The following is a 24,793-nucleotide window of genomic DNA, read 5'->3' on the forward strand; positions in this document are numbered from 1 at the left end:
GTGCGTGTCGAGTTGCTGGGTCCGGTCGCGGTTACCGAGGACGATGGAACGCCGGTGACCGTGCCCGGTGCCCGGGTCCGGATGCTGCTGGCGAGGCTGGCGCTGGAGGAGGGCCGGCCGGTGCACCCCGACACCCTGGTCGACGACCTGTGGGGGGAGCAGCCGCCCGCCGGGGCCGCCGCGGCGCTGCAGGGCCTCGTGTCCCGGCTGCGCAGGGTGCTGGGCGGGACCAGCTCGGTCCAGTTCGCGGCCGGTGGGTACCGGCTGCCGGTGCGCGGCGAGGACGTCGACGTGCACGGGTTCGAGCAGCTGGCCGCGCAGGGCCGCCGCGAGCTGGCGGCCGGTCGGGCCAAGGAGGCCGCGTCCGCGCTCGCCGCCGCCAGGCGCCTGTGGCGCGGGGCGGCCCTCGCCGACGTGCTGGAGGCGCCGTTCGCCCGCACCGCGGCGACCCGGCTCGACGAGATGCGGGCCGACGCCGTCGAGGACCTCTTCGAGGCGGAGCTGCAACTGGGCCGGCACGCCGAGGCGCTGACCGGCCTCGCGGCGGCCGCCGCGGACCGGCCGTTGAGCGAGCGGCTCGCCACGCTCCGCATGCGGGCGCTGTCCGCGGCTGGGCGGCAGTCGGACGCGCTCGCCGTGTACGAGGAGGTGCGGGCCAGGCTCGGCGACGAGCTCGGCGTCGATCCGACGGCCGAGCTGCGGGAGGTCCACCTGGCGCTGCTCCGCGGGGAGCTGGACCGGCCCGCCGCGCAGGCGGTGGAGGTCCCGCCGAGCCGGCTGCCGGCCGCCGTCACCAGCTTCATCGGCCGGGAGGACGAGCTCGGCCGGGTCGCCCAGCTGATGGGCGCCGCGCGGCTGGTCACCATCGTCGGGCCCGGCGGCGCCGGCAAGACCAGGCTGTCGCTGGAGGCGGCGCGGCGCGACCCGGCCTACGAGCGGGGCCGGGTGTGGTTCGTGCCGCTGGCCGGGCTCAGTGAAGACGATCCGGAGCAGCTGGCCGACACCGTCCTCAGCGTGGTCGGCTCGGCGCACGGGCGCCTCTACGACGGCGCGAAGCCGATGACGGCGGCCATCGACCGGCTCACCGAGATGCTCGACGTCGGTGACGCCGTGCTGATGCTGGACAACTGCGAGCATCTCGTCGGGGCGGCGGCGCAGCTCGCCGACGAGCTGCTCGGCGGGCTGGCGCAGCTGCGGATCCTCGCCACCAGCCGGGAGCCCCTGGCCATCACCGGGGAGGCGTTGTGCCACCTCGGACCCCTCGCGCTGCCCGCTGGGGAGCCGGACCTCGCAACGGCGGCCGAGGCAGCAGCGGTGCGGTTGTTCGTCGATCGGGCCGGAGGTGTACGACCAGGCTTCGCGCTGGACGAGTCCACAGTGGACGCGGTGGTGGAGATCTGCTGGCGGCTGGACGGGATGCCGCTCGCGCTGGAGCTGGCGGCGGTGAAGCTGCGCTCGATGACGGTCGACCAGGTCGCCCGCCGGCTCGACGACCGGTTCCGGCTGCTGACGTCGGGCAGCCGGGCCGCGTTGCCGCGGCAGCGGACCCTGCTGGCGATGGTCGAGTGGAGCTGGGACCTGCTCGACGAGGCGGAGCGGATCCTGGCGCGCCGGCTGTCGGCGTTCCCCGGCGGGGCCGGGCTGACCGCCCTGGAAGCGGTCTGCGCCGACGCGTCCCTGCCGTCGCGGGACGTGCTCTACGTGGTGGACTCGCTGGTGGAGAAGTCCATCGTGCAGCAGACCGGCGGCCGGTACCGGATGCTGGAAACGGTTCGTGCGTACGGGGCGGAGCAGCTGGCCGCCTCGGGTGACGACGTGTCGACCCGCTTCGCCGGCTACTACCTGACCCTCGCCGAGCAGCACGAGCCGCTGCTGCGCGGGCGGGAGCAGCTGCGGGCCTTCGCGGTCTTCGACGCCGAGCACGAGAACATGACGGCGGCGCTGCGGACCGCCCTGGACGCCGGTGACGCCGCCAGGACGTACCGATTCATCAAGGCGTTGTTCTGGTACTGGGGGAACCGCGGCCTGAACAACCAGCTCGAGACGTTCATGGGCGCACTGTCCGACCTCGGGGCCGCCGTGCCCGACGAGGCCCGGCGCGCCGTCGAGCTGGTGCGCTCGACGTCCGGCGCGCAGGAGATCCACCCCGCCCGGCTGCTGTGGATCTCGCAACGGGCGTTCACCCCCGACGCCGCCTCCGATGACGAGCAGCTCCAGCAGTCGCTGACGTCGCCGGATCCGTGGGTGCGGGCCACCGCGCACTGGGCGCACAACTTCACGCTGGTCGAACAGGGCGACCTGGAGGGCGGCGCCGCGGCGCGCGAGGAGGCGGTGCGCGGCTTCGAGGAGGTCGGTGACCGCTGGGGGCTGGTCATGAGTCTGCTCGCCATCGGGCGGGTCCCGTCGCTGCGCGGCGAGTTCGCGACCTCGATCGCCGCGTTCGAACGCGCGGTCGCGATCAGCGCCGAGCTCGGCACCGAGGACTACCTGTACTGGACCAGGAACCGGCTGGCCCGGGAACGGATGCGCGCCGGTGACCTGGACGGCGCCTGGCGCGACCTGCGGGCCATGCAGGACCGGGCCGAGCAGCTGGGCCAGCGGCGGCGGGAGGCGGCCATCCTGTTCAGCGTCGCCGGCTGGCAGCGGCGCGCGGGCGAGCTCGACGCGTCGGAGCGCACGCTCGACACCATGGCGACCCTGGTGGATCGGCTGCCGTACCCGGAGCAGATGGCCCGGGACCTCATCGACGGCACGCGGCTGATGAACCGGCTCGCGGCGCGCGATGCCGCCGGAGCCCGGGAGCTGCTCGCCAGAGCGGTGCGGCCCAACATCACCCGCAACCAGAGCAACGGGCTCGCCTGGGCCGCCGAGCAGGTCGGCGAGCTGCTCGCCCTGGAGGACCGGCCGGTCGACGCGGCCACCGTGCTGGGCTGGAGCCAGGCGATCCGTGGCGCCTTCGACCACGGCGAGCCGGCGTTGCGCGTCCTGGTCGCCGGGCTCGTCGAACGCCTCGGCGAGGACGGCTACCGCGACGCGCTCGAGCAGGGGGCCCGGCTGTCCCGGCAGGACGCGCTGGGCCGGCTGACCTCGACGATCGGCACGGACTTCGCACGCATCGGCGCGGACTTCGCACGCATCGACGGGGGCCTCGCACGCTGAAGCGGCGCACACCGGCGTGGTGCCGATGTGCGCCGTCTTCCAGCGGTCACTTCGATTCGCTGTTGAACTTCGAGGTGGACCAGTAGTAGCCGAGGACCGAGAGCCCGACGCACCAGGCCACCGCGAGCCATCCGTTGTGGCCGATCTCGCTGCCGAGCAGCAGCCCGCGGAGGGTCTCGATGGCGGGCGTGAACGGCTGGTACTCGGCGATCGGCTGGAACCAGCCCGGCATCGCGTGGACCGGGACGAAGGCGCTGGACAGCAGCGGCAGCAGGATGAGCGGCGTGGCGTTGTTGCTGGCCGCCTCGGCGTTCGGGCTGACCAGGCCCATCCCCACGGCGATCCAGGTGAGCGCGGTGGCGAAGAGGACGAGCAGGCCGAACGCGGCCAGCCACTCCAGCACGCCGGCGCCGGTGGACCGGAACCCGATGGCGACGCCGACCGCGCCGACCAGGGTCACGGCCATGACGGACTGCAGGACGCTGCCGATGACGTGCCCGACGAGGACCGATCCGCGGTGGATGGCCATGGTGCGGAAGCGGGCGATGATGCCCTCGGTCATGTCGTTGGAGACGGACACCGCGGTGCCGACGACCGTGCTGCCGATGGTCATGAGGAGCAGCCCGGGGACGATGTACGCGATGTACTCCTTCCGCCCGCCGCCGATCCCGGACCCCATCGTGTCGCCGAAGATGTACACGAAGAGCAGCAGCAACATGATCGGGGTGAGGAGCAGGTTCAGCGTGAGCGACGGGTAGCGCCGGGCGTGCAGGAGATTGCGGCGCAGCATCGTGGACGAGTCGCGGACGGTCAGGGCGAGAGTGCTCATCGGACGGCCTCCTTGGCCTGGGCGGGGACGGTGGCGTGGGCGTCGGTGGCGTGGGCGTCGCCGGTGAGGGCGAAGAACACGTCGTCGAGGTCGGGGGTGTGCACGGTCAGCTCGTCCGCCTCGATGCCGGCGGAGTCCAGCCGGTCCAGGACGGAGCGCAGCTCACGCTGGCTGCCACCGCTGGGGATCTGCAGGGCGAGGGCGTCGTCGTCGCCGGTGGCGTCGTGCAGCGCGAGACCCGCGGACCGGTAGGCGATGGGATCGGTGAAGCGGAGCCGGATGTGCCCACCGGGAATGAGCCGCTTGAGCTCGGCGGCGGTGCCCTCGGCGGCGATCTTGCCGTGGTTGAGCACCGCGATGCGGTCGGCGAGCTGGTCGGCCTCCTCGAGGTACTGGGTGGTGAGGAAGACGGTGGCGCCGTCGGTGACCAGCTCGCGGATGATCTGCCACATGTTGTGGCGGCTGCGCGGGTCGAGCCCGGTGGTGGGTTCGTCGAGGAAGATGATGCTCGGGTTGCCGACCAGCGTCATGGCGAGGTCGAGGCGGCGTTTCATGCCACCGGAGTAGGTCGACGCGGGCTTCTTGGCGGCGTCGGTGAGGTCGAAGCGGGCCAGGAGGTTCGCGGCGGTGCGGCGACCCTCCCGTTTGGTCAGGTGGTGCAGGTCGGCCATGAGGAGCATGTTCTCCTCGCCGGTGATCAGGTTGTCGACGGCGGAGAACTGGCCGGTGACCCCGATCGAGGCGCGCACCTTCTGCGGGTCCGTGGCGAGGTCGTAGCCGCCGATCCGGACGGTGCCGGAGCCCGTGCCGGAGGAGATGAGCGTGGACAGGATCTTCACGGCCGTGGTCTTGCCGGCGCCGTTCGGGCCGAGCAGGGAGAAGATGGTGCCTTCCGGGACGGTCAGGTCGACACCGTCGAGCACGACCTTGTCGCCGTAGGACTTGCGGAGGTTGTTCGCTGCGATGGCCAAGCTGGTCATGGTCGGTGCTCCCTCGATGATGGCGGTGTCAGAGGCTGCGGGCGAGAATGTCGCCGTAGTCGGTGGTCGCGTGGATGGTCAGGTCCGGGACACCGTCGGTGTTCTTCAGCGCGTTGTGGATCCGGCCGTGACCGGTGCCGGCGTCCAGCGAGGCGGACACGCCGTTGGCGGCGCTGATCGACACGTCGCCGGCCTGGGTCCGCAGCGTGACGGTGCCGCGCACGGCCTCGGCGACGCGGATGTCGCCCTTCGCGGTGCTGATCTCCGCGGACCCGTTGACCCGCCCGACGGACACGTCACCGGCGAGGGTGGTGAGGCGGACACTCGCCGCCTCGTCGACCTTGACCGCCCCGTGCGCGGCGTCGAACACGACGTCGCCGTAGCGCCCGACCGCCCGGAACTCCGCGCTGGCCGCCTTCACCTCGAGCTGCGAACCGGCGGGCAGCTCGACCGTCACCTCGACGTATCCCGAACTGCCGAGAATCTGATGTTTCGCCGGCGCCACCACCCGCAGGACGCCGTCGCCGTACTCGACCGTGGTCTCCTCCGCCACCTTCACGTCGCGGCTCTTGGACGCGTCCACGGGCAGAACCTCAACGGTCGTGTACGCCCGGTCCCCGGCGACGAACCGCACCCGCCCCGCGGGGATGTCCAGAACGGCCGAGATCGGGTTGGGGGTTTCGAACTGCTGCATCGCTTGCTCCTCTGGCTGTGCGGACCGGTCGTCCGCTGTGCACAGAGATTGGCCGCCCCCGCTGACAGCGCACCAACAGCACGCTGACAGCCCCGATCAGCACCCGTTCACCGATGACAGCGGCCACCGGGGCCGCCGTGGTCGAGGTCGTGGGCGCCGGCGTTTGGTCAGTCGCGGGCGAGGGCGGGCTCGCGAACGGTGGCCGCGCGGCGGGTGGTGCGGTCCTCGACGGCGAAGCTCACCGCGGCCAGGGCCAGGCCCACCACGCCGAGGGCGATGCCGACCCAGGCCGGGGCGACGTAACCCCAGCCGCGGGCGATCACCAGACCGCCGAGCGCGGCGCCGAGGCTGTTGGCGATGTTCATCGCGGACTGGTTCACCGCCGCGCCCATCAGCTGGGCGGTCGGGGCGACGCTGATCAGGCGGGACTGCATGGCGGGGCCGAGGAAGAGGCCGCTGGCGCCGATCAGGAAGGCGCCGGCGAACAGGCCGGTGGTGGAGCCGGCGACGAGGGCGAAGACGACCATCGCGGCGATGAACACGACGAAGCCGCCGAGGATGCTGCGGCGCAGGTCGCGGTCGGAGAAGTAGCCGCCGGCGGCGTTGCCGACGGTCATGCCGAGGCCGACCGCGACGAGGACCCAGGGGACGGCACCGGTGGAGAGGCCGGCGACGTGGGTGGTGACGGGGGCGATGTAGCTGTCGATGGCGAAGAAGCCGGCGAAGCCCAGGGCGGCGACAGCGGCGACGAGCCACACCTGCGGGGCGCGGAAGGCGGCGAGCTCGGCGCGGGGTGAGCCGTCGACGGCCGCGGCGACGGCGGGGACGGTGGCGGCCACGGCGAAGAGCGTCAGGAGGAACATGAGGGCGATCACCATGTACGCGGTGCGCCAGCTGGCGGTCTGGCCGAGCCTGGTGATGGCGGGGACGCCGACGAGATTGGCGGCGGTGAGGCCGCCGAGGACGATCGCGAAGCCCTTGGCCTGGTTGCCGGGGCCCATGATCGCGGCGGCGAGGAGGCCGGCGGCGCCGAAGTAGGCGCCGTGGGGCAGCGCGGCGACGAAGCGGGCGACGAGGACCAGCTCGAACGTCGGGGCGAGTGCGGACGCGACGGTCCCCAGCGTGAACAGGGCGAGGAGCCCGACGACCAGCCGCTTGCGCGGCACGCGGGCGGTCAGCGCGGCAATCGTCGGGGCGCCGACCACGACGCCGAGGGCGTAGACGGTGATCATCCAGCCGCCGTGGGCGACGGCCCTGGCGCTGGAGCGTTCATACAGCGAGGGCAGGAGATTGCGGGCGATGTCGGGGAGCAGCCCCATCGCGACGAACTCGGTCAACCCGATGGCGAAGCCGCCCAGGGCGAGGGCGAGCAGCGCCGTCCAGCGCCGGGACGCGGTGAGGTGGTCCATGACAGGGATTTTAGCAACGCTGTTGCGTTATACGATGTGGTGATGGACACGCCCGGCGCCCACCTGGAGCACCTGCGCGACTACAACGAGTCGCTCGTCGTCGCGCTCGCCCGGAGCCGGGCCGAGTTCGACCGGGCCGGCGTCGCCGAGGCGACCGGGCTCACGCCGCAGGCCGTGTCGAAGGTCCTCGGCCGGCTGGTCGAGCACGGCCTGGTCGAGGTCTGCGGGGTCCGCCGGCAGGGCGTCGGCAAGCCGGCCAGCATCTACCGGCTCGTGCCGGGCAGCCGGCACGCGATCGGCTTCCACGTGGCCCGCCGCACGCTGCGCACGGTCCTGACCGACCTCGCCGGCACCGTGCTCACCTCGACGGTCACGCCGCTGCCGCCCGACTTCACGCCCGGCCAGCTGCTGGACGCCATGCGCGAAGAGGTGCGAAACGCCGACATCAACCCGGTCGGCGTCGGCATCGGCATGGTCGGCCCGCTCGACCATGCCGCCGGCATCGTCCGCGACGCCCACCGGCTGCGGCACTGGCACGACGTGCCGCTGCGCGAGCTGGCGCAGGAGCGCCTGGCGCTGCCCGTGCACCTGGACAAGGACGTCACGGCCGGCGTCACCGCCGAGGCATGGCGGCGTGGGCCCGCCTTCCGCGACGGCGCGCTCATCATGGTGGAGTCGGGCATCGGCGCGGGCCTGTGGCTCGGCGGCGCGGCCTACCGGGGCGCGCACACCAACGCGGGCGAGTTCGGCCACACGGTCCTGCAGCTCGACGGCCCCCGATGCGTCTGTGGCCGGACCGGCTGCCTGGAGATCCTGCACGACACCGCGGTGGCGGACGGGCAGCTGGGCACGGCCGCCCGGGTGCTGGCGACCGGCATCGTCAACCTGTTGCAGACCACGGACGTCAACCACGTGGTCCTCGCCGGCGCGGATCTGCTGCGTTTTTCCGAGGTGTACGAGACGACGACGCGCGACGCCATCCCCCGCTCGCACTGGTTGGACGTCTCGGTGACCGTGGCCGAGCTGGGCGCCGACGTGATCGCGGCGGGCGCGGCGATGCAGGTGCTCGACGCGGCGTACGGCATCCCTTCAAAAATGGGTGTTCGTTCATTATTCTCGACGGTGTGATCGACCGCAGCAGCCGCACCGCCGAGCACGTCGCCCTGTTCCGCGCCCTGGAGACGGTCCGCCCCGGCGGCGGCCTGTTCCGCGACCCGCCCGCGCGGCGGCTGCTGCCCCGGCGGCACCGCACGGTGATCGACCTGTGCCGGGTGCCGGGGGTGCACGGCGCCCTGGTGCGCTACATCGACCGGCGCTGGTCCGGCGGCCCGCGCGCCTCCGCCGTCGTGCGGACCCGGCTGATCGACGAGTGGCTGGCGGCCGCCCTGGCCGGCGGCGCCCGGCAGGTGGTGCTGCTCGGCGCCGGGTTCGACAGCCGCGCGGCCCGCTTCGACGGCCCGGCGTTCTTCGAGGTCGACCACCCCGCGACCCAGGCGACCAAGCGGCGGCGGCTCGGGCGCGACGCCCGCCCCGGGGTGGTGTTCGCGCCGGCCGACCTGGGCGCCGACAACCTCGGCAGGGTGCTGCGGGACGCCGGGTTCGAACCCTCGGTGCGCACCGTGGCCATCTGGGAAGGCGTCACCAACTATCTGACCGCGGCGGCCGTCGACGCGACGCTGCGGGGCCTCACCGCGCTGTGCCCGCCGGGCAGCACCGTCATCTTCACCTACGTCGACCGTGGCGTCCTGGACGGCACCGCGACGTTCCCCGGCGCCGCCGAGTGGCACGACGCGGTGCGGCGCGAGGGCGAGCCGTGGACGTTCGGCCTCGACCCGGCCGAGGTCCCCGACTACCTGCGGCAGCGTGGGCTGGACCTGGTCGAGGACCTGTCGACGCGGGCGGCGGCGCGGCGGCTCCTGCCCGCGTCCCGCCAGGCTGAGCCGACGGCCGAGTTCTACCGGGTCGCCCTGGCTCACGTCGGCTTTTCCGGGGTCGGTGGTCGTTGATGCCGAAGGTCGACGATGCCCACTTCGCCGCGCGGCGCCGGCAGATCCTCGACGCCGCCGCCGCGTGCTTCGCCCGGGAAGGGTTCCACCGCACGTCGGTGCAGGACATCGTCCGCGAGTCGGGGGTCAGCGCCGGCCTCGTCTACCGGTACTTCACCGGCAAGGACGACATGATCGCCGCCATCGTCGCCGAGCGCCACGAGCAGCGCGAACGCCGCCTGCGGGAGGACCCGTTCGCCGCGTACGCCGACCTGCTGCGCGGCCTCGCCGACCCGGCCGGGCGCGACGCCCTGCGGCTGTCACTGCAGGTGTGGGCGGAGACGGTCCGCTCGGAGCCGATCCGCGCCCTGGTCCGTTCGGGCGTCGACCGTCCCGCCTCGCACGCCGCGGAGCTGCTCGCCGGCAATCCCCTGCCGCCTGGGGTCGACGCGGACGCGGTGGTCAGGATCTTCATCGCCGTGTATCAGGGCCTGCTGCTGCAGACCGTCCTCGACGACACCCTGGACCACGAGCGACTAGCCGCCGCCGCCGAACACCTGCTGCGGGCCGCGCTCAGCCCTCCGCAGTGAACGGGCAGGCTGTGCTCAGCCCTCCGCGATGAAGGGTCCGGCCGCGGCCGGCGGCGCGTACCGCGGCCCGGCGTACGCGGCGAGGGCCTGGTGCACCTCGGCCGCGCTCTGGAGGGTCTCGTCGAGGGCGAGCAGGACGATCGACGGCCGCCCGTCCGCCTGGTTGCGGTAGTCCGCCGCCGTGCCGAGGTCGACACCGGCCGCCGGCACGATGATCAGGCGGTGGGTGCCGGAGTCGTCGCCGGGGTTGACGTACGGCTCGAGAAAGACGGCGTCGATCGCGCCCCACGGCACCCCCCGGTTGATACCGGCCACGCGCAGCCGGAGGCCGGCCTGCTCGATCGTCACCGGGTTGGGCCGGAACGCCTGCCGCAGGCTCCACAATGCGAACAGGACCACGACGGCGCCGAGCACCAGCAGCGCGGTCGAGCCCAGCGGGATGAACAGGATCCGCAGCTCCCAGCCGGTCTGCGACGCGTAGATGATCCCGAGGCCGGCCGCGAAGTAGAGCGCCAGCAGGAAGAAGTTGGGGCGGCGGTAATGCAGCGTCATCATGTCTCCGGGCGCAGCGCTGGATCTCGAAAGCGGCGACAGTCTCGCACACCACACGCGCCCCATGTGTCCCGCCGAAAACCGCTCAGATCCGGCTGCGCGCCGCCGATGACACATGCCGTAACCACGCCCCGCCGCTCCCGCTGGATAGCCCTGCTCGCGGTGACCGGTGCCGTCGCCGGCGGCGCGTATGCCGCCGCTCGCAAGGTCCGGACCAGGCAGTCCGTCCCGCCCGCAGCGGCGCCGACCGACCCGCCGGAGCACGCCGGGTCGCCGTCCGCCGACCCGCCTCCGGCCGTGACGCCTTCCGCCGATGAGCCACTCACGACCGGATCGTCCACCGCCAATCAGTCCACTGTGGACGGACAGGCGCTGCGGTCGCTGGTGCCGATGGCGGTCGGAGGCGCGGTGGCCGTCGCCCTGGCGCTCGCCGTCGCCGTCGCCGCTCGCCCCTCGGATCCCGGCCGGACGGCGACCCCACAGCACCCGCCCGCCCCGCGGCAGCCGGCGGCAGCACCACAACCGAGCTCCGCACTGCCACAGGCCGCCACCGCCGCGCAGCCGGTCGGCCTGTCCACGGCGGGCGGGGGCTGCGTGACCGGCCCGGACCGCCCGGTCCTGGACACCGTGCACCCGACCCTGTCCGCGTCGTTCACCGGGGTGCCGGCCGAGCAGTACGTCCAGCCCACGTTCCAGCTCCGCCGCGCCACCGACGCCGGCGACCCGAACGGAACGCTGCCTGGCGAACCCGTCGCCGCCGGGCGGACCGCGACCCTGGACCTGCGCCGGCACCTGACCCTCGCGCACGGGGTGACGTACTGCTGGCGGGTCCGTGGAATCCCGGACCTGAACCCCGGCGACGACGCCGGCTGGTCGTCGTGGTGCGAGTTCACCGTCGCCGCGACCGCACCCGACGCGCTGGACCTGGACGACGGCCGCACGTACACGGCCGCGCTGCCCACCGCGACATGGCAGGCGATCCTGCGGGTCCTCGGACCGGTGTCGGTCTCCGCCAACGGCGACAGGTCGGTGCACGCCCCGATCGAGGACGCCGTGCGGCGGGCCGCACCCGGCGCGGCCCGGACCCCGGTCACCATGACCGGGTCACGCTGGAAGCTGATCGCGAACGATCTGGCCGGCCTGACCTCGAGCGGAGACGGGTCCACATGGGACCTGGTCGACCTCCTCTCCACGGCCCTGGGCGGCCCCCCACGCCTGACCATGGGCTTCCCCCGCCGGACCTGATGAGGGCCGGGTCAGAGCAACGCCATGCACAGCACGAAGGCGGGCGGCTCGGTCGCGAAGTAGTCGTGGGTGTGCCCGGAGACGCCCTTGCACTTGGCCCGGTCCGAGGTTCCCTCGAAGCGTCTCAACACCTTGAACACACCCGGCCCGCACTGCACCACGCGGAGTGCAGGAGTCGCCGGTGAGCCGGAGTCGGCAAGACAGTCGCCCACAGCGGCCTCCCGCGGGCCACCGGGCGCGGCGGCGACGATCAGCTCGATCGTCTGGCCGGCTGCGACCTGCGCCCCGGGACCAGGGTGGTACCGATGACCGTCCCGGGCGTCTGCGAGGTGCCCGAGCGGTACGAGACGGTCGCCTTGAACCCTTTCCCGCTGAGCGTCTGCTTGGCGGTGGCCTCGGTGGCGCCGCGGACATCCGGGACCTGAACCTTGGCGGCCGCCGCGGTGCCCTGACGCTGCCCGCCGGTCGACGGCGGTAACGCGCCCGAGCTGCCCGGCCCGGCGGAGGCCGAAACGACGGGCCGCTGCGGGAGACCGCCCCACCCGCCGGACACGCCGACGAGGCCGGTGAGCCGGATCCGTGCGGTGCGCCGGCCCGGCTGGACGGTGTCGACCGAGACGACCAGGCCGTCGGAGACCAGGTCGGCGTGCACCCAGGGCTGGGACGTGCGGGCGCGGCAGGACCGCGCGACCGGCGGTCCGAGCAGGCGGATCGTCCGTGCCGGACGCGGGGATCCGTACGCGACCAGCCCGAAGTCAACCGCCGTTTCCGCCGGGTGGATCGCGGCGTCCCGCAGTGCCTGGTTCGCGCCGGCGACCAGCTGGACATCGTCGCCGATCGCGTGTTTGGACAGCGCGTCGACGGCGCGGGTCGCGGTGTCGAGGTCGCTGTGCAGATCGGTCCTGAGCGCCGTCAACGTCCGGAGCGCATCACCGGGGGCCGTGGGCGATCGGCCTGCTGCGCGCCACATACAGCTCGCCCTGGAGGTCGAACTGCCACCCGGGCGTCTGCTTCGGATTGAAACGCGTCGAACACGTTCGCGCTCCCGCCCGAGCGCACCCGCACGCCCGCACGCCCTGCGCGAACGCGCCGCCGTAGCAGCAGTCCCGGCCGGGCCTGGATGACACTGGAGTTGGCCGACGTCTCCATCTCCTTCACCGACCCGAACTCCCGGTCGACCTCGTCGTCACCGGCGCCGTGCACGACCTCTACTGCGTCTACATCGGTCGGGTCCCGCTCGCGGCGGCGATCCGCGACGAGCGGGTGCGGCTCACGGGCACGACGCCGATGGTCAACGGGTTCCACCGCTGGATGCTCTGGAGCAGCTTCGCCGCGGCGAGCCGCGTCTCCGTCGCCCGTCCGGTTCCCGCGCCGTGATCGCGTCCGTCGATGGCAGGATCGATCGATGGCAGGATCGATCGATGGCAGGATCGATCGATGCGGGTTCTCTTCGACGGCACGGCGCCGGTTGCGTACGGCCAGATCTACGTCACCAGCCGCGAGCTGCCGGACATGAGCGGGGCGTTCGCCGGACAGGTGAACGGGTTGTGCGGGGCCGCCGATGCGGGCGCGTTGTTTCTCATGACCGGGACGCACACCGGGCAGGTCAGGTTCCGGGTCGAGCTGCACGACGCCGCGCCGCCGGCAGACGGGGCGTGGGAGGACGTGGTGGAGGTGTCGTTCGTGCCGAGGGCCGCGACGGTCGGACTGGTCCCGTGGGGTGACGGGCCGCTGGCGCACCTGCCGCTGATCCCCGAGGGGAGCGGCACCGGCCCGCTGCCGGTCTTCCGGGTGCGGTACTGCGCCGACGGCATGGACGAGGGGCGGGACCCGTTCGGCGGGCGCGACCCGGACGAGATCGACGAGCTCGGCTACCCGGATCAACGGCCGGACCGCTACCTGCTGTGCTTCTGGCCGACAGCGCCGACAGCGCCGACCGAGCCGACAGGGCCGACAGGGCCGACAGGGCCGACCGAGCCGACAGGGCCGACGGAGCCGGCTTCGGACGCGGAAGGCGCCGACGCGGTCCTGCGGCAGGGCAGCGACGCCGCCGCGCACTGGCACCGCTGGGCGGCCGCGCTGCCACCCCCGCCGGCGTTGTGGGAGCGGGTGGAGGACGAGCTGCGGCAGCGGTCGGAACGGCAGCGGCGCGACGAGGAGTACCGGCGGCGCGACGAAGTGCGGCAGTGGGGCGGGCGGGCGCCCAGCGAGCGGCTCCGGCAGGTCCGGGGCAACGTCCACGGCATCGCCCTGGTGGACCGGGACCTGGTCGACCGGATCGCGGACGCCGGCCCGGCCACGCAGCGGCGGGTCGCGATCTGGGCGGCGCGGCGGGCGTTCACCGTCGCCCGCATCGCCGATCTCGACTGGATGGCCCCGGCGTGGGCGGCGCTGGACCGCGGCGACCCGCTCCCGGCCGAGTTCACCGACATGACGGCGCTGCTGAACCGGATCCTGGGTCCGCGGACCTTCACGTATTCCATCAGTTCACTGCGCCCGGCCGGCCGCCGAAGAGGCGAGGACCTGGTCCACAGCGCGCTGAAGGGGCCGGTGGAGCCGCGGGCGATGGCGCTGCCCGCCCTGCTCGCCGCGGCGGCGCCGGATCCGTTGCAGGCGGCCCTCGAAGCGGTCTGGGCGGCGGTCACCACGTATGCCGAGCGGCACCCGGTGTTCCTCGCCGAGCTCCGGCGCGCCTTCCCCGAACTCGGCGAGCGGCACCGCGGTTGACCTGGAGCGCGCTCCAGGTGCCAGGGTCGGTGCCATGACGGATGCGACGCGGTCCCCGCTGGTGCTCGGGGCGATGATGTTCGGCACCACCATCGACGAGGACACGTCCTTCGCCCTGCTCGACCGGTTCGTCGAGCGCGGCGGCGAATGGATCGACACCGCCGACTGCTACGCGTTCTGGGCGAGCGACACCGGCCTCGGCGGCGACAGTGAACGGATCATCGGCCGCTGGCTCGCCGCCCGGCCCGGTGTCCGCGACCGGGTGCGGATCGCCACCAAACTCGGCGCCGAGCCCCTCGAGGCCGGTTCCTGGCCGGAGCGGCGGGAAGGGCTCTCCCCCGCCGCGGTGCGGGCGGCGTTCGCCGGCAGCCTCGACCGGCTCGGGATCGACCGGGTCGACCTGCTGTGGCTGCACCAGGAGGACCGCTCGACGCCGATCGAGGAGACCGTCGAGGCCCTCGCCGGGCTGCCCGCCGACCGGGTCGGCGTCTCCAACCACCCGGCCTGGCTGGTCGAGCGCGGCCGGGCGCACGCCCGCACGATCGGCGCGCCGCCGTTCGACGCGCTGCAGCTCAACGCGACCTACCTGCGGCCGCGGCCGGGCACCCTCCCGCCCGGGGTCGTGCACCGGTTCGGCGTGCTCAGCGACGAGCAGGCCGACTACGCCGCGGAGCACGGGCTGGAGGTGTGGGCCTACACGCCGCTGCTGTCCGGCGCCTACGACAACCCGGCCAAGGACATCCCCGACGTGTACGACCACCCGGGCAACACGGCCCGGCTGGCCGCCCTGGACGCGGTGACCGCCGAGACCGGGGCGGCCCGCGGTCAGGTGGTGCTGGCCTGGCTGCTGAGCCGGGGCATCCGTCCGATGCTCGGCGGCAGCAAGCTCGACCAGCTCGACGCCGCCCTCGACGGGGTCGAGCTCAAGCTCACCCCCGACCAGGTGGAGCGCCTCGACGCCGCCGACCGGCACGCGTGGGCCGCCCCGTTCGCCCGGCACTGAGGATCAGGGGCGCAGGGCCAGCTTGCCGGTGGTCGACCCGGCGGCGAGCTGCGCCAGCACCTTCGGACCGTCCGCCAGGTCGTGGACGGCCGGCGCCCCGGGCGGGTACACCCCCGCGGCGATGAGCGCGTGCAGCTCCCCGATCAGCCACGCGAAGACGTCCGGTGCCGCCCCGGCCAGCACGCCGATGTGCAGGCCGATCAGCTGGATCTGGTGCCGGAACACCAGATCGGCGTTGGTGACCGGGGCCTCGCCGCCGGCCAGCCCGTAGACAACGACCCGGCCGGTGACGCGCCGGGTGGCCGCCAGGCCGGCGGCGAACCCGCTGCCGCCGGCCGACTCCAGGACCAGGTCGGCACCGGCGCCGGCGGTCAGCCGCAGCACCTCGGCCGTGACATCGGCGGTGCGGTCCAGCACGTGGTCGGCGCCGAGGGCGCGCACCACGTCGTGCTTGTCCCGGGCGGCGACGCCGACGACGGTCGCGCCGTAGTGCTTGGCCAGGCGCACCGCGGCCTGACCGACCCCGCCGGCGGCGGCGTGGATCACGACGGTCTCGCCGGCACCGACACGGCCGAGCGGCTTGAGCGCGGCCAGCGCGGTCGCCCAGTTGAGGACCAGGCCGAGCGCCTGTTCGTCGGCCCAGTCCGGCGGCACGCGTACCGCCGAAACCGCCGGCATCGCCACGTATTCGGCGAACGCGCCCGGCCCGGCACCCACCACGCGCGCGCCGACCGGCGGTCCGGCCACGCCGTCGCCCAGCGCGACGACCTCCCCGGCGGCTTCGAACCCGGCGAGGTAGGGCGCCCGCGGTCCCCCGCCGTAGGTCCCGTGGCCCTGCATCACGTCGGCGAAGTTGACGCCCGCGGCGGTGACCCGGACGAGGATCTCGCCGGCGCCCGGTGCCGGCACCGGCACGTCGGTGACCAGGTGCAGATCGTCGGGGCCGGCAAGCGTGGCCTGCCGCAGGGCTCGCATGGTGGCGTTCCTGGTGGTCATGCGGCGACGCTAAACCTTCACATTGATTGGAAGGTCAAGGCGCCGTGAGGGCGGTCACGCCGTGGACATGATGCGGGCGATGTTGTCCGGGGCGAAGTACTCCGGGATCGGGGTGCTGCCCTGCATCGCGCCGAGGAAGCGGATGCTCTCCGCCGGCGACGCGGCGATCGTGGCGAACAGCGCGGCCATCTCCGGGGCCGGCGGCTCCATCGAGGCGAGGTCTCGGGTCAGGTGCAGCGCCGGCAGGAAGCGTTCGTCGCGGCGGCGCTGGTACTCGGCGAGCGCGGCGTCGAGGTCCGACGGCAGGCCGGCGTCGATCGCGTCGGCGAGCAGGGTGGCGCCGACGAAGGCGTCGGTGATGCCGGACGCGGTGCACGGGTCCTTGTGGTAGCCGGCGTCGCCGACGAGCGCCCAGCCGGGGCCGTGTGAGGTGCGGAAGAAGTTCGGCACGTCGGCGGTGCCACGGAAGCGTTCGGCCCGCTCCCCTGCCGCGAGCCGGTCCGCGAGACCCGGCACGCGCCCGACGGCGGCGAGGAAGTTGCCCTCGATGTCGGCGCGGAAGTCGTGGAACTGGGCGGCGGGGCAGGCGACGAAGACGCAGGCGAGGTCGTCGTTGGTCGGGAACACCACGACGGCGCGGTCGCCGAGCTGGTAGATCTCCGCGAGCGGGCCGGCGACGCCGCGGTAGTACGTGTAGTAGCAGGCGGTCGCGGAGGGCGTCGCGTCGTACAGGGCTGCGCCGACCTCCCGGGCCACCAGCGAGTGCAGCCCGTCGGCGCCGACGACGACCCGCGCCCGGGCCTCGAAATCCGCACCGTGCACGCCGACGACCCGGCCGGTGTCATCGCGCAGCAGGCCCTGCACCGTGGTGGACTCGCGGACGGTGGCCCCTGCCGCGGCCGCCGCGTCGAGCAGGATCTTGTCCAGGACGGTGCGGCGGACGCAGTACGGGTGGGCCGCACCGTCGACGGCCGGCGGCGGGCCGCTGATCGCGAACGGGCCGAAGTCCATGCGGAACCCCGCGAGGGGAGGTGCCCCTGACTCGGCAACCAGCGAGTGCAGGCCCCACTGCCGCAGCAGCGCCATCGCCGGCACGTGCAGCAGGTGCGTGGACAGCACGTCGCTGGGGAACGCGGCCCGGTCCAGCAGCAGCACGCGGTGGCCGCGGCGGGCCAGGAGCATGGCGGTGGGTGCGCCGGCGACGCGCGCCCCGACCACGATCGCATCGAAGTCCATGGACAGCACCGTACCCGGGCACGCTACGCCGTGAGCTGCTCGGCCACGGCGGCGAGGAGGTCGGCGCCGGTGAAGGGTTTCTCCACCAGGTGGACGCCGGGGTCGAGGATGCCGTTGCTGGTGAGGACCGGCTGGGCGTAGCCGGACATGAACAGCACCCTGGTGCCGGGCCGGGCCAGGCGGAGCCGTTCGGCGAGGACCCGGCCCAGCATCCCGGGCATGACGACGTCGCTGAGCAGCAGGTCGATCGGGCCTTCGTGGGCGGCCGCGACCGCCAGGGCGTCGGCGCCGTCGGAGGCGGCGAGCACGGTGTAGCCGCCGCGGCCGAGGATGCGGGTGGTGACCTCGCGCAGCGCCTCCTCGTCCTCGGCGACGAGGACCGTCTGCCCGGCGCCGCCGGGCAGGTCGGCGCAGGGGCTGCCGCCGGCGGTGAGCGGTTCGGCGTCGGTGGCCGGCAGCAGGATCGTGATCGTGGTGCCGAGCCCCGGCTCCGAGTAGAGGCGCACGGTGCCGCCGGCCTGCACGACGATGCCGTAGACGGTGGCCAGGCCGAGGCCGGTGCCGGCGCCGCTGGGCTTGGTGGTGAAGAACGGCTCGAACGCCTTGTCCTGCACGTCGCGGGGCATGCCGGTGCCGGTGTCGGAGACGCGGAGCCGCACGTACAGGCCGGGCTTGAAGCCGTCGCGGGTCATGGAGTGCTCGTCGTCGACGGTGACGGTGCCGGTGTCGACGGTGAGCCGGCCGCCTTCGGGCATCGCGTCGCGGGCGTTGACGGCGAGGTTGACGAGGACCTGTTCGAGCTGGCCGGGGTCGGCGACGACGGACGGGAGCCCGTCGGCCAGCGTGGTGCTGAGCTCGATGTGCTCGCCGATGGAGCGGGTCAGCATCTGCTCGACCTCGGCGATGACCCGGTTGACGTCCAGCGGCACGGGCCGGATCACCTCCCGCCGGGCGAACGCGAGCAGCTGGTGGGTGAGGTCGCTGCCGCGCTGCCCGGCCCGCAGGATCTGCTTGGCGTCCTCGGCGAACGGGGTGCCGGCGCCGTCCTCGACGATGAACTCGGCGTAGTTGAGGATGACGGCGAGGAGGTTGTTGAAGTCGTGCGCGACGCCACCGGCGAGCTGACCGAGGCTCTCCAGGCGCTGGGTGCGCTGCTGGCGGACCTCGTCCATCTGCCGCTCCGCCTCGGCGCGCAGCCGCTCCTGCTCGGCGCGGGCGGCGATGCGCTCGGTGACGTCGCGGATGCCGGCCAGCTCGATCATGCCCTCGTCGGTGCGCAGGACGCTGCGGGTGATGTCGACCGGGACGAGCGTGCCGTCGCGGTGCCGGGCGGCCGGGCCGGACCAGCCGGCGGCCACGGCGCCGTCGGGCAGCAGCCGCCGCACCGGCATGTCCAGCAGGTCGTAGCGGGGGTAGCCGAAGAGCCGCTCCGCCTGGCTGTTGACCAGCGCGACCCGGTTGGTCTCGTCGACGCCGATGAGCGCGTCCGGTCCGGCGTCGATGACGGCCTGCATCTGCGCCTCGGCGCGCTCCCGCTCGCTGATGTCACGGGTGGTGGTCGTGACGCCGATCGTGCGGCCGTCGGGCGCGGCGAGGGGCGAGACCAGCATCGAGACGGTGAAGACGGTGCCGTCCGAGCGTTGGCGCAGCGTCCGGTACGGGTCGACGCGACCTCCCGCCGCGACGATCGTGCGGATCTCGGCCTCGTCGGCCCGGCGCGACGGCGGGATGATGAGGTCCTTGGACCGGCCGAGCATCTCACCCGCGGTGTAGCCGTAGAGCCGCTCGGCGCCCGGGTTCCACGACAGGACGAGCCCGTCGAGGTCGGTGGAGACGATCGCGTCGTGCGAGGACTGCACGATCGAGGCGAGCAGCGACCGGGCCCGGTCGGTGCCGCTCTGGCCACTGAGGTCGTGCAGGACCGCGAAGATGTGCCCCTCCACGACCGACAGCGTGATCTCCGCGGAGAACAGCGTCCCGTCACGGCGGACCGCCCGTAGCGGCTGCCCCACGCGCCTGTCGGGCTGGGTGACCCCCAGGTACGCGCGGACCCGCTCGGCCATCGGCGGGTTCGCCGGGGGCACGAGCACGTTGACGGACTGACCGACGAGGTCGTCGGCGCCGAACATGTCGCGTGCCGCGGCGTTGACGAACGCGATCTCGCCGTCTCCGTCGCTCACCACGATCGCGTCCGGCGCAACCTCAAGCAGGCCGCTCGCGAGCGACTCCGTCCACCGCACCTGACCGCCCCCGCACGTGTGCGCCAAACACTCAGCGTAATGTGACAAAAACGGACAGTAGTCGACTTTCGGAAAGAGGTGCCCTGAGCGAGCTCTGCGAGCGAAGCATGTCGCAGGTTGGGCTCATGCGGACGCCTGGAGCGCAGCGGAAGGCGGCAGCATGAGCGTTGATCCGAACCGCCCGAGCGCCGCCCGCATCTACGACTACTTCCTCGGCGGCACGCACAACTTCGCGGTCGACCGGGAGGTCGCCGAACGGGCGTTCGCCCTGGTCCCGGAGATGCCGCAGATGGCCCGGGACAACCGGGCGTTCCTGCGCCGCGCGGTGCGGCTCGCCGCGTCCCGCGGCATCGGCCAGTTCATCGACATCGGCTCCGGCATCCCGACCGAGGGCAACGTCCACGAGGCCGCCCGCGCCGCCGACCCCGGCGCCAGGGTGGTCTACGTCGACGTCGACCCGACCGCGGTGATCCACTCGCGGCAGATCCTCGGCGACGACCCGCGCACCGTGGTCCTGCAGGCGGACCTGCACCACGTGGACCAGATCCTCGACGACCCGGCGGTGCGCGCGCTGGTCGACTTCGACCAGCCGGTCTGCCTATTGTTGGTCGCGATGCTGCACTTCATCCCGGACTCGCCGGAGCTGCACGCGGCCCTGCGCCGCTACCGGGACGCGGTCGCCCCGGGCAGCGTCCTCGCGGTGTCGCACGGCACCGCCGGCTCGCGCCCCGACCGGCTGGAGGACCTCGCGACCCTGTACGTGCGGACCGGCACGCCGCTGGTGCTGCGCGACCGGGCCGCGATCCTCGGCCTGCTCGACGGCTGGCAGCTGCTCGACCCGGGACTGGTCCACCTGCCGCTGTGGCACCCCGACCCGGGCGACCCGCCGGTCGAGGACCCGGACGCCTACGCCGCCCTGGCCGCGGTCGGTGTCCGGACATGATCTCCGGGCCGGACCTCGACACGCACCGGGTGGCGCTCACCGGGTACTGCTACCGCATGCTGGGCTCCGCGTTCGACGCCGAGGACGCGGTGCAGGAGACGATGCTGCGGGCCTGGCGCGCCGCCGGCCGGTATGACGAGCGCCGGGCCAGCCTGCGGACCTGGCTGTTCGCGATCGCCACCAACGTGTGCACGGACGTGCTGCGCGCCACCGGCCGCCGCGCCCTCGCGGTCGACCTGGCGCCGGCCGGGGTTCCCGGCGGGGACTTCGGGGCGCCGCTGCCGGAGTCCGCGTTCGTCGGCCCGGTCCCGGACGCCAGGGTGCTGCCCGCCGGCGGTGACCCCGCGGACCTGGCCGTGCAGCGGGACACGATCCGGCTCGCGTTCGTCGCGGCGCTGCAGGTGCTGCCGCCGAAGCAGCGGGCGGTGCTGATCCTGCGCGAGGTCCTGTCGTGGTCGGCGGCGGAGGTCGCCACGCTGCTGGAGACGTCCGTGCCGTCGGTCAACAGCGCCCTGCAACGGGCCAGGGCCGCACTGCCCTTCGCCCCCTCACCGCGACGGACCACTGAGGGGGAGATCGATCAGGCACTGCTGGACCGGTACGTCGACGCGTTCACCAACCACGATGTCGACACGCTCGTGACGCTGCTGCACGAGGACGCGACGATGTCGATGCCGCCGTTCTCGTGGTGGCTGTCCGGCCGGGACGCGATCGGCGCCACGATGCGCGCCTCCGACGCCTGCCGGGGCGACGTCCTGCTGCAGGTGCGGGCCAACGGCGGACCGGCGTTCGGGCAGTACCGCGACGGCCGGCCGTTCGCGCTGCTGCTGCTCACCGGCGGGCCGCTGATCACGTCGTCGGTCGCCTACCTGGGCCGGGCCGACCTGTTCCCGCTGTTCGACCTCCCGGCGAGCCTGGTTCACACGGCCTGATCGAGCACGGCCTGATCGAGCACGGCCTGATCGAGCACGGCCTGATCGAGCACGGCCTGATCGAGCACGGCCTGATCGAGCACGGCGTAGGCGGTCTCCGCCTCGGCCCGCACGGCGGCCCGCACGGCCGCCGGGTCGTCACCGGCGCGCATCCGGTCGCGGATGAAAGCGTGCAACGCCCGGTCGACGGCGGCCAACACCGCGGCCCGCCACGTCGCACCGCCGAGCACCTCGGCCAGGGCCTCCTCCGCACGCTGGGAGAGCAGCCTGGCCCGCGCCTGCAGCGCCGGCGAGTCGTCGACGATCTGCCAGAACGCGGCCACGTCCGGGGACAGGCCGAGGGTCGGCTCGCCGCGGTCGAGCTCCTCCAGGAACAGCCGCCGCACCGCGGCGACGGGCGACTCCCCCGGCCGGCGTCCGCGCACCGCATCGGCGAGGCGCTGCACGACCTCGTCCTGCCGGTCGAAGAACAGGTCCTCCTTCGTGGGGAAGTAGTTGAACGCCGTGTTCACCGAGACCCGGGCCGCGTCGGCCACCTCCGCGACCGTGACCCGGTCGAACCCCTTGACCAGGAACAGGCCGAGCGCCGCGTCCGCGATCGCCGTCCTGGTCGCCGCCTTCTTCTCCGCTCGCAGTGCCACGCCGACAATCATAGCGTCACCACAAATTTGGTGTCACACCAAGATTCGTCGTACCGTGACCGCATGTTGCACTTCGGGATCTATCCGGGCGGCCTCGGCGCCGACCTGGACGGCGTCATCACCCCCGGGCCGCCGGAGGACGCGGCCCGCATCGACGAGCGGCTCGATGAGCTGCGACCACAGCTCGTGCGCGGCTACGTGCACTACAGCGACGCCCTCGGCGGGCACCAGGAGGCGCCGCCCCGGCCGGCCCGCCACGCCGTCAACGACCGGCGGCTCGACCTCGTCGCCTGCTTCCACGAGCCGGGCGACGACCTCTCCGGCTGGCTGGCGTACCTGCGCGGGCTCATCCGCGAGCACGGCGACGTCCTGGCGACGCTGCAGGTCGGCGAGGAGGCCAACCACGCCGGTCCCGGTGGCGACGGCGGGTTCCCACAGGTCCGGCGGGCGATCGTGGAAGGCGTCCTGGCCGCCCGGGACGAGGTGGACCGGCTCGGGCTGGACGTGCTGGTCGGCTGCAACTCCACCCCGGTCTTCGACCCCGGGCAGGACTTCTGGACCGGGCTGGGCCGCCTCGGCGGCGCCGAGTTCACCGGCGCGCTGGGCTACGTCGGCCTGGACTTCTTTCCCGACGTGTTCCGTCCGGTACCGGTGGAGGCGTTCGCCGGCGCCGTCGGCGCGGTGCTGCACGGGTTCCGCTCCGCCAGCCTCGCCGCGGCAGGCATCCCTGCGTCGGTGCCGATCCACGTCACCGAGCATGGCTGGGCGACCGGACCGGACCGCTCGCACCAGCGGCAGGCCGACGTCCTGGAAACGGTGGTGCGGACCGTCGACGAGCTGTCCGGGCCGCTGCACATCACCGCGTATGAGCACTTCTCGCTGCGCGACGCCGATTCGAACAAAGCGGACATTATGTTCCAATTCGGGCTGGTCCGCTCCGACTACACGCCGAAACCCGCGTTCGCACGGTTCCGGTCGCTGATCGGGGAACTGGGCCCGTGACACACAACGGCCCGCGCTGTGGCGAGCGCGGGCCGTTGCTGCGAAAGGGAGTGCTGTCTCAGGGCGACTCGCCGAGCGTAACGGTGACCTGCTGCTCGGCGTTGTTGCGCTTGATGGTCATCGAGAGTTTGTCGCCGACCTTCGCGGCCTGCACCGCGTTGATGAGGTCGGTCGCGCCGTTGATCGTCGTGGTGCCGATCTTCGTCACCAGGTCGCCGGTCTTGATGCCGGCCTTGTCCGCCGGCCCGTTGGTCACGACCCCGCCGATCAGGGCGCCGTTGTCGCCGTCGCCGAGCTGCACCCCGAGGTACGGGTGGCTGACCTTCCCGCCCTTCGCGAGCTGGTCGGCGGCGGAGCGGGCCCGGTTCGCGGAGATCGCGAAGCCGACGCCGATGTTGCCGTTGCTGTCCTGGCCGGCGGTGAGGATCGCGGTGTTGATGCCGACGACCTCGCCGGCCAGGTTCACCAGCGCGCCACCGGAGTTGCCGGGGTTGATCGCCGCATCGGTCTGGATCGCGTCGGCGATCGACTTCGCGCCCTGCTCCCCCGAGCTGATCGTGCGGTGCAGCGCGCTGACGATGCCCGCCGTCACGGACCCCTGCAGGCCGAGCGGGCTGCCGACGGCCAGGACGGTGTCGCCGACCCGCAGCGCGTCGCTGTCGCCGAACTTCGCCGCGGTCAGCCCCGACACGTTCTGCGCCTTGATCACCGCGATGTCCCCGGCCGGGTCCGTGCCGACGACCGTGGCGGTGGCGGTCTTGCCGGTGCTGAACGTGACCGTCAGCTTCGTCGCGCCGGCCACCACGTGGTTGTTGGTGATGATGGTGCCGTCGGTGCTCATGATGACGCCGGAGCCCTCGCCCTCCTGCGTCGTGATGTCCACGACGCTCGGCAGGACCGCCTCGGCGACGGCGCCGACCGAGCCACGCTCGAGGTTCGGTGCGGCGTTGCGGGTGACGACGGTCGTCGGCCCGGCATTGTCGTCGGCGAAGTTGGTCGCCACGAGCCCGCCGCCGAACGCCGACACGACCGCGATCACGACCCCGGCCACGATGAGCCCTGCGACCCGCCCGCCCCGGATGGGCTGCTGCGGCTGGTGCCCGTACCCGGGCTGGCCGGACACCGGCGGGTAGCCCAGCGGACCGCCGGACGCGGGCTGCTGGCCGTGGTAGCCGTACTGGCCGGGGTACGCGGGACCGCTCACGGGGTGCGGGCCGGGCGCGTGTCCCGGGGCTTGTCCCGGTGCTTGTCCTGGTGCTTGTCCCAGGGCGCCGACCGCCGGGAACGCGGCAGTGGTCGAGCCGTTGGCCGGCCCGCCGGTGGTCGGGAACGCGCCGGTGCGCTGCGTCATCGGGGTCGTCGGCCAGGTCTGCGTGCCCGGCGCGGCCATCCCCGGCACTCCCGGCGTGACCTGAGCGGCGGGCAGCCCGGGCGCGTGGGCGCCGGTGACGTGCTGCGGGTGCCCCGGCAGCGGCGTGGTCGAGGCGCCGGAACCCTGCAACGCCGGCGGGAACGGCCCGGCCGGGACCTGCCCGGTGCTCTCCCCGGAGCCTTGCACACCGGCCGGCCGCGCCCAGATCGGCGCGGAGGCGTGCGGCGCGGGCGCGGCGGCGTGCGGCGCGGGCGCGGC

Annotated in this window: 23 protein-coding genes; 11 read left to right on the forward strand and 12 right to left on the reverse strand. The window is 73.5% G+C overall.

All coding sequences use genetic code 11. The annotated features are described in order from the left end of the window. Nucleotides 1–3,159, forward strand: a complete 3,159-nt coding sequence (locus tag ACFPIJ_RS45990; RefSeq protein WP_380125755.1) for an ATP-binding protein — start codon at nucleotides 1–3, stop codon at nucleotides 3,157–3,159. Nucleotides 3,160–3,205: 46 nt separating this feature from the next. Here ACFPIJ_RS45990 and ACFPIJ_RS45995 read toward each other — a convergent pair whose 3' ends face one another. The 4 genes from ACFPIJ_RS45995 to ACFPIJ_RS46010 all read right to left on the reverse strand — a co-directional run bounded on the left by ACFPIJ_RS45995 (nucleotide 3,206) and on the right by ACFPIJ_RS46010 (nucleotide 7,071). Then, nucleotides 3,206–3,988, reverse strand: a complete 783-nt coding sequence (locus ACFPIJ_RS45995; protein ID WP_380125757.1) for an ABC transporter permease — start codon at nucleotides 3,986–3,988, stop codon at nucleotides 3,206–3,208. Continuing rightward, nucleotides 3,985–4,968 (reverse strand): ATP-binding cassette domain-containing protein, encoded by a 984-nt coding sequence (locus ACFPIJ_RS46000; protein ID WP_380125759.1) that lies wholly within the window; start codon nucleotides 4,966–4,968, stop codon nucleotides 3,985–3,987. Before ACFPIJ_RS46000 ends, ACFPIJ_RS45995 begins: the two co-directional genes overlap by 4 nt. Nucleotides 4,969–4,996: 28 nt before the next feature. Beyond that, nucleotides 4,997–5,662, reverse strand: a complete 666-nt coding sequence (locus ACFPIJ_RS46005) for a DUF4097 family beta strand repeat-containing protein (RefSeq protein ID WP_380125761.1) — start codon at nucleotides 5,660–5,662, stop codon at nucleotides 4,997–4,999. A gap of 167 nt (nucleotides 5,663–5,829) precedes the next feature. Continuing rightward, on the reverse strand, nucleotides 5,830–7,071 hold the full coding sequence (locus ACFPIJ_RS46010) for an MFS transporter (protein ID WP_380125763.1): 1,242 nt from the start codon (nucleotides 7,069–7,071) through the stop codon (nucleotides 5,830–5,832). Nucleotides 7,072–7,113: 42 nt separating this feature from the next. On the opposite strand from ACFPIJ_RS46010, the gene ACFPIJ_RS46015 reads away from it, so the two are divergent. Genes ACFPIJ_RS46015 through ACFPIJ_RS46025 form a run of 3 tightly spaced genes read left to right on the forward strand, consistent with a single transcriptional unit; the run spans nucleotide 7,114 to nucleotide 9,646 of the window. After that, on the forward strand, nucleotides 7,114–8,199 hold the full coding sequence (locus ACFPIJ_RS46015; protein ID WP_380125765.1) for an ROK family transcriptional regulator: 1,086 nt from the start codon (nucleotides 7,114–7,116) through the stop codon (nucleotides 8,197–8,199). Continuing rightward, nucleotides 8,196–9,077 (forward strand): class I SAM-dependent methyltransferase, encoded by an 882-nt coding sequence (locus ACFPIJ_RS46020; protein WP_380125767.1) that lies wholly within the window; start codon nucleotides 8,196–8,198, stop codon nucleotides 9,075–9,077. Before ACFPIJ_RS46015 ends, ACFPIJ_RS46020 begins: the two co-directional genes overlap by 4 nt. Next, on the forward strand, nucleotides 9,077–9,646 hold the full coding sequence (locus ACFPIJ_RS46025; RefSeq protein WP_380125769.1) for a TetR/AcrR family transcriptional regulator: 570 nt from the start codon (nucleotides 9,077–9,079) through the stop codon (nucleotides 9,644–9,646). Before ACFPIJ_RS46020 ends, ACFPIJ_RS46025 begins: the two co-directional genes overlap by 1 nt. A gap of 15 nt (nucleotides 9,647–9,661) precedes the next feature. On the opposite strand, the gene ACFPIJ_RS46030 is transcribed toward ACFPIJ_RS46025, so the two are convergent. Beyond that, nucleotides 9,662–10,198, reverse strand: a complete 537-nt coding sequence (locus ACFPIJ_RS46030) for a hypothetical protein (protein WP_380125771.1) — start codon at nucleotides 10,196–10,198, stop codon at nucleotides 9,662–9,664. A 108-nt stretch (nucleotides 10,199–10,306) separates the two neighbouring features. Here ACFPIJ_RS46030 and ACFPIJ_RS46035 point away from each other — a divergent pair, with 108 nt between their 5' ends. Then, nucleotides 10,307–11,443: a hypothetical protein gene (locus tag ACFPIJ_RS46035; RefSeq protein ID WP_380125773.1), complete on the forward strand. Its 1,137-nt coding sequence runs from the start codon at nucleotides 10,307–10,309 to the stop codon at nucleotides 11,441–11,443. A gap of 11 nt (nucleotides 11,444–11,454) precedes the next feature. Here ACFPIJ_RS46035 and ACFPIJ_RS64535 read toward each other — a convergent pair whose 3' ends face one another. Continuing rightward, nucleotides 11,455–11,655 carry an LppU/SCO3897 family protein gene (locus ACFPIJ_RS64535; protein WP_417323611.1) on the reverse strand — a complete coding sequence of 67 codons (201 nt, stop codon included), beginning with the start codon at nucleotides 11,653–11,655 and terminating at the stop codon, nucleotides 11,455–11,457. Between the two features lie 38 nt (nucleotides 11,656–11,693). Further along, the gene (locus ACFPIJ_RS46040) at nucleotides 11,694–12,359 is read right to left on the reverse strand and encodes a PASTA domain-containing protein (RefSeq protein WP_380125775.1); all 666 of its coding nucleotides are present in this window, start codon (nucleotides 12,357–12,359) and stop codon (nucleotides 11,694–11,696) included. A 281-nt stretch (nucleotides 12,360–12,640) separates the two neighbouring features. Between ACFPIJ_RS46040 and ACFPIJ_RS46045 the strand changes: the two genes are divergently transcribed. From ACFPIJ_RS46045 to ACFPIJ_RS46055, 3 genes are read left to right on the forward strand one after another with little or no spacing between them, the layout of a single operon-like run. Further along, complete coding sequence (locus tag ACFPIJ_RS46045) at nucleotides 12,641–12,820, forward strand: hypothetical protein (RefSeq protein ID WP_380125777.1); 180 nt, start codon at nucleotides 12,641–12,643, stop codon at nucleotides 12,818–12,820. Nucleotides 12,821–12,880: 60 nt separating this feature from the next. Beyond that, nucleotides 12,881–14,170 carry a hypothetical protein gene (locus tag ACFPIJ_RS46050; RefSeq protein ID WP_380125779.1) on the forward strand — a complete coding sequence of 430 codons (1,290 nt, stop codon included), beginning with the start codon at nucleotides 12,881–12,883 and terminating at the stop codon, nucleotides 14,168–14,170. Nucleotides 14,171–14,204: 34 nt separating this feature from the next. Beyond that, nucleotides 14,205–15,173: an aldo/keto reductase gene (locus tag ACFPIJ_RS46055; RefSeq protein ID WP_380125781.1), complete on the forward strand. Its 969-nt coding sequence runs from the start codon at nucleotides 14,205–14,207 to the stop codon at nucleotides 15,171–15,173. Between the two features lie 3 nt (nucleotides 15,174–15,176). On the opposite strand, the gene ACFPIJ_RS46060 is transcribed toward ACFPIJ_RS46055, so the two are convergent. The 3 genes from ACFPIJ_RS46060 to ACFPIJ_RS46070 are packed head-to-tail and all read right to left on the reverse strand — an operon-like array spanning nucleotide 15,177 to nucleotide 19,672. After that, entirely contained in the window at nucleotides 15,177–16,169 is a 993-nt protein-coding gene (locus tag ACFPIJ_RS46060; RefSeq protein ID WP_380125783.1) for a zinc-binding dehydrogenase, read from the reverse strand. A gap of 54 nt (nucleotides 16,170–16,223) precedes the next feature. Next, entirely contained in the window at nucleotides 16,224–17,405 is a 1,182-nt protein-coding gene (locus tag ACFPIJ_RS46065; protein WP_380125785.1) for an NAD(P)/FAD-dependent oxidoreductase, read from the reverse strand. 23 nt (nucleotides 17,406–17,428) lie between these two features. Further along, entirely contained in the window at nucleotides 17,429–19,672 is a 2,244-nt protein-coding gene (locus ACFPIJ_RS46070; protein ID WP_380125787.1) for a hybrid sensor histidine kinase/response regulator, read from the reverse strand. A 133-nt stretch (nucleotides 19,673–19,805) separates the two neighbouring features. Between ACFPIJ_RS46070 and ACFPIJ_RS46075 the strand changes: the two genes are divergently transcribed. After that, nucleotides 19,806–20,588 (forward strand): SAM-dependent methyltransferase, encoded by a 783-nt coding sequence (locus ACFPIJ_RS46075; RefSeq protein WP_380125789.1) that lies wholly within the window; start codon nucleotides 19,806–19,808, stop codon nucleotides 20,586–20,588. Next, on the forward strand, nucleotides 20,585–21,520 hold the full coding sequence (locus ACFPIJ_RS46080; RefSeq protein WP_380125791.1) for an RNA polymerase subunit sigma-70: 936 nt from the start codon (nucleotides 20,585–20,587) through the stop codon (nucleotides 21,518–21,520). The genes ACFPIJ_RS46075 and ACFPIJ_RS46080 overlap by 4 nt, the downstream gene beginning before the upstream one ends. Here ACFPIJ_RS46080 and ACFPIJ_RS46085 read toward each other — a convergent pair. Beyond that, nucleotides 21,508–22,161 carry a TetR/AcrR family transcriptional regulator gene (locus ACFPIJ_RS46085; protein WP_380125793.1) on the reverse strand — a complete coding sequence of 218 codons (654 nt, stop codon included), beginning with the start codon at nucleotides 22,159–22,161 and terminating at the stop codon, nucleotides 21,508–21,510. The genes ACFPIJ_RS46080 and ACFPIJ_RS46085 overlap by 13 nt on opposite strands. A gap of 63 nt (nucleotides 22,162–22,224) precedes the next feature. On the opposite strand from ACFPIJ_RS46085, the gene ACFPIJ_RS46090 reads away from it, so the two are divergent. Then, nucleotides 22,225–23,163: a hypothetical protein gene (locus ACFPIJ_RS46090; protein ID WP_380125795.1), complete on the forward strand. Its 939-nt coding sequence runs from the start codon at nucleotides 22,225–22,227 to the stop codon at nucleotides 23,161–23,163. 58 nt (nucleotides 23,164–23,221) lie between these two features. On the opposite strand, the gene ACFPIJ_RS46095 is transcribed toward ACFPIJ_RS46090, so the two are convergent. Then, nucleotides 23,222–24,793, reverse strand: a 1,572-nt coding sequence (locus ACFPIJ_RS46095) for a S1C family serine protease (RefSeq protein WP_380125797.1), incomplete at its 5' end; no start/stop codon positions are given.

This window comes from Dactylosporangium cerinum (assembly GCF_042653625.1).
GTDB classification, from domain to species: Bacteria; Actinomycetota; Actinomycetes; order Mycobacteriales; family Micromonosporaceae; genus Dactylosporangium; species Dactylosporangium cerinum.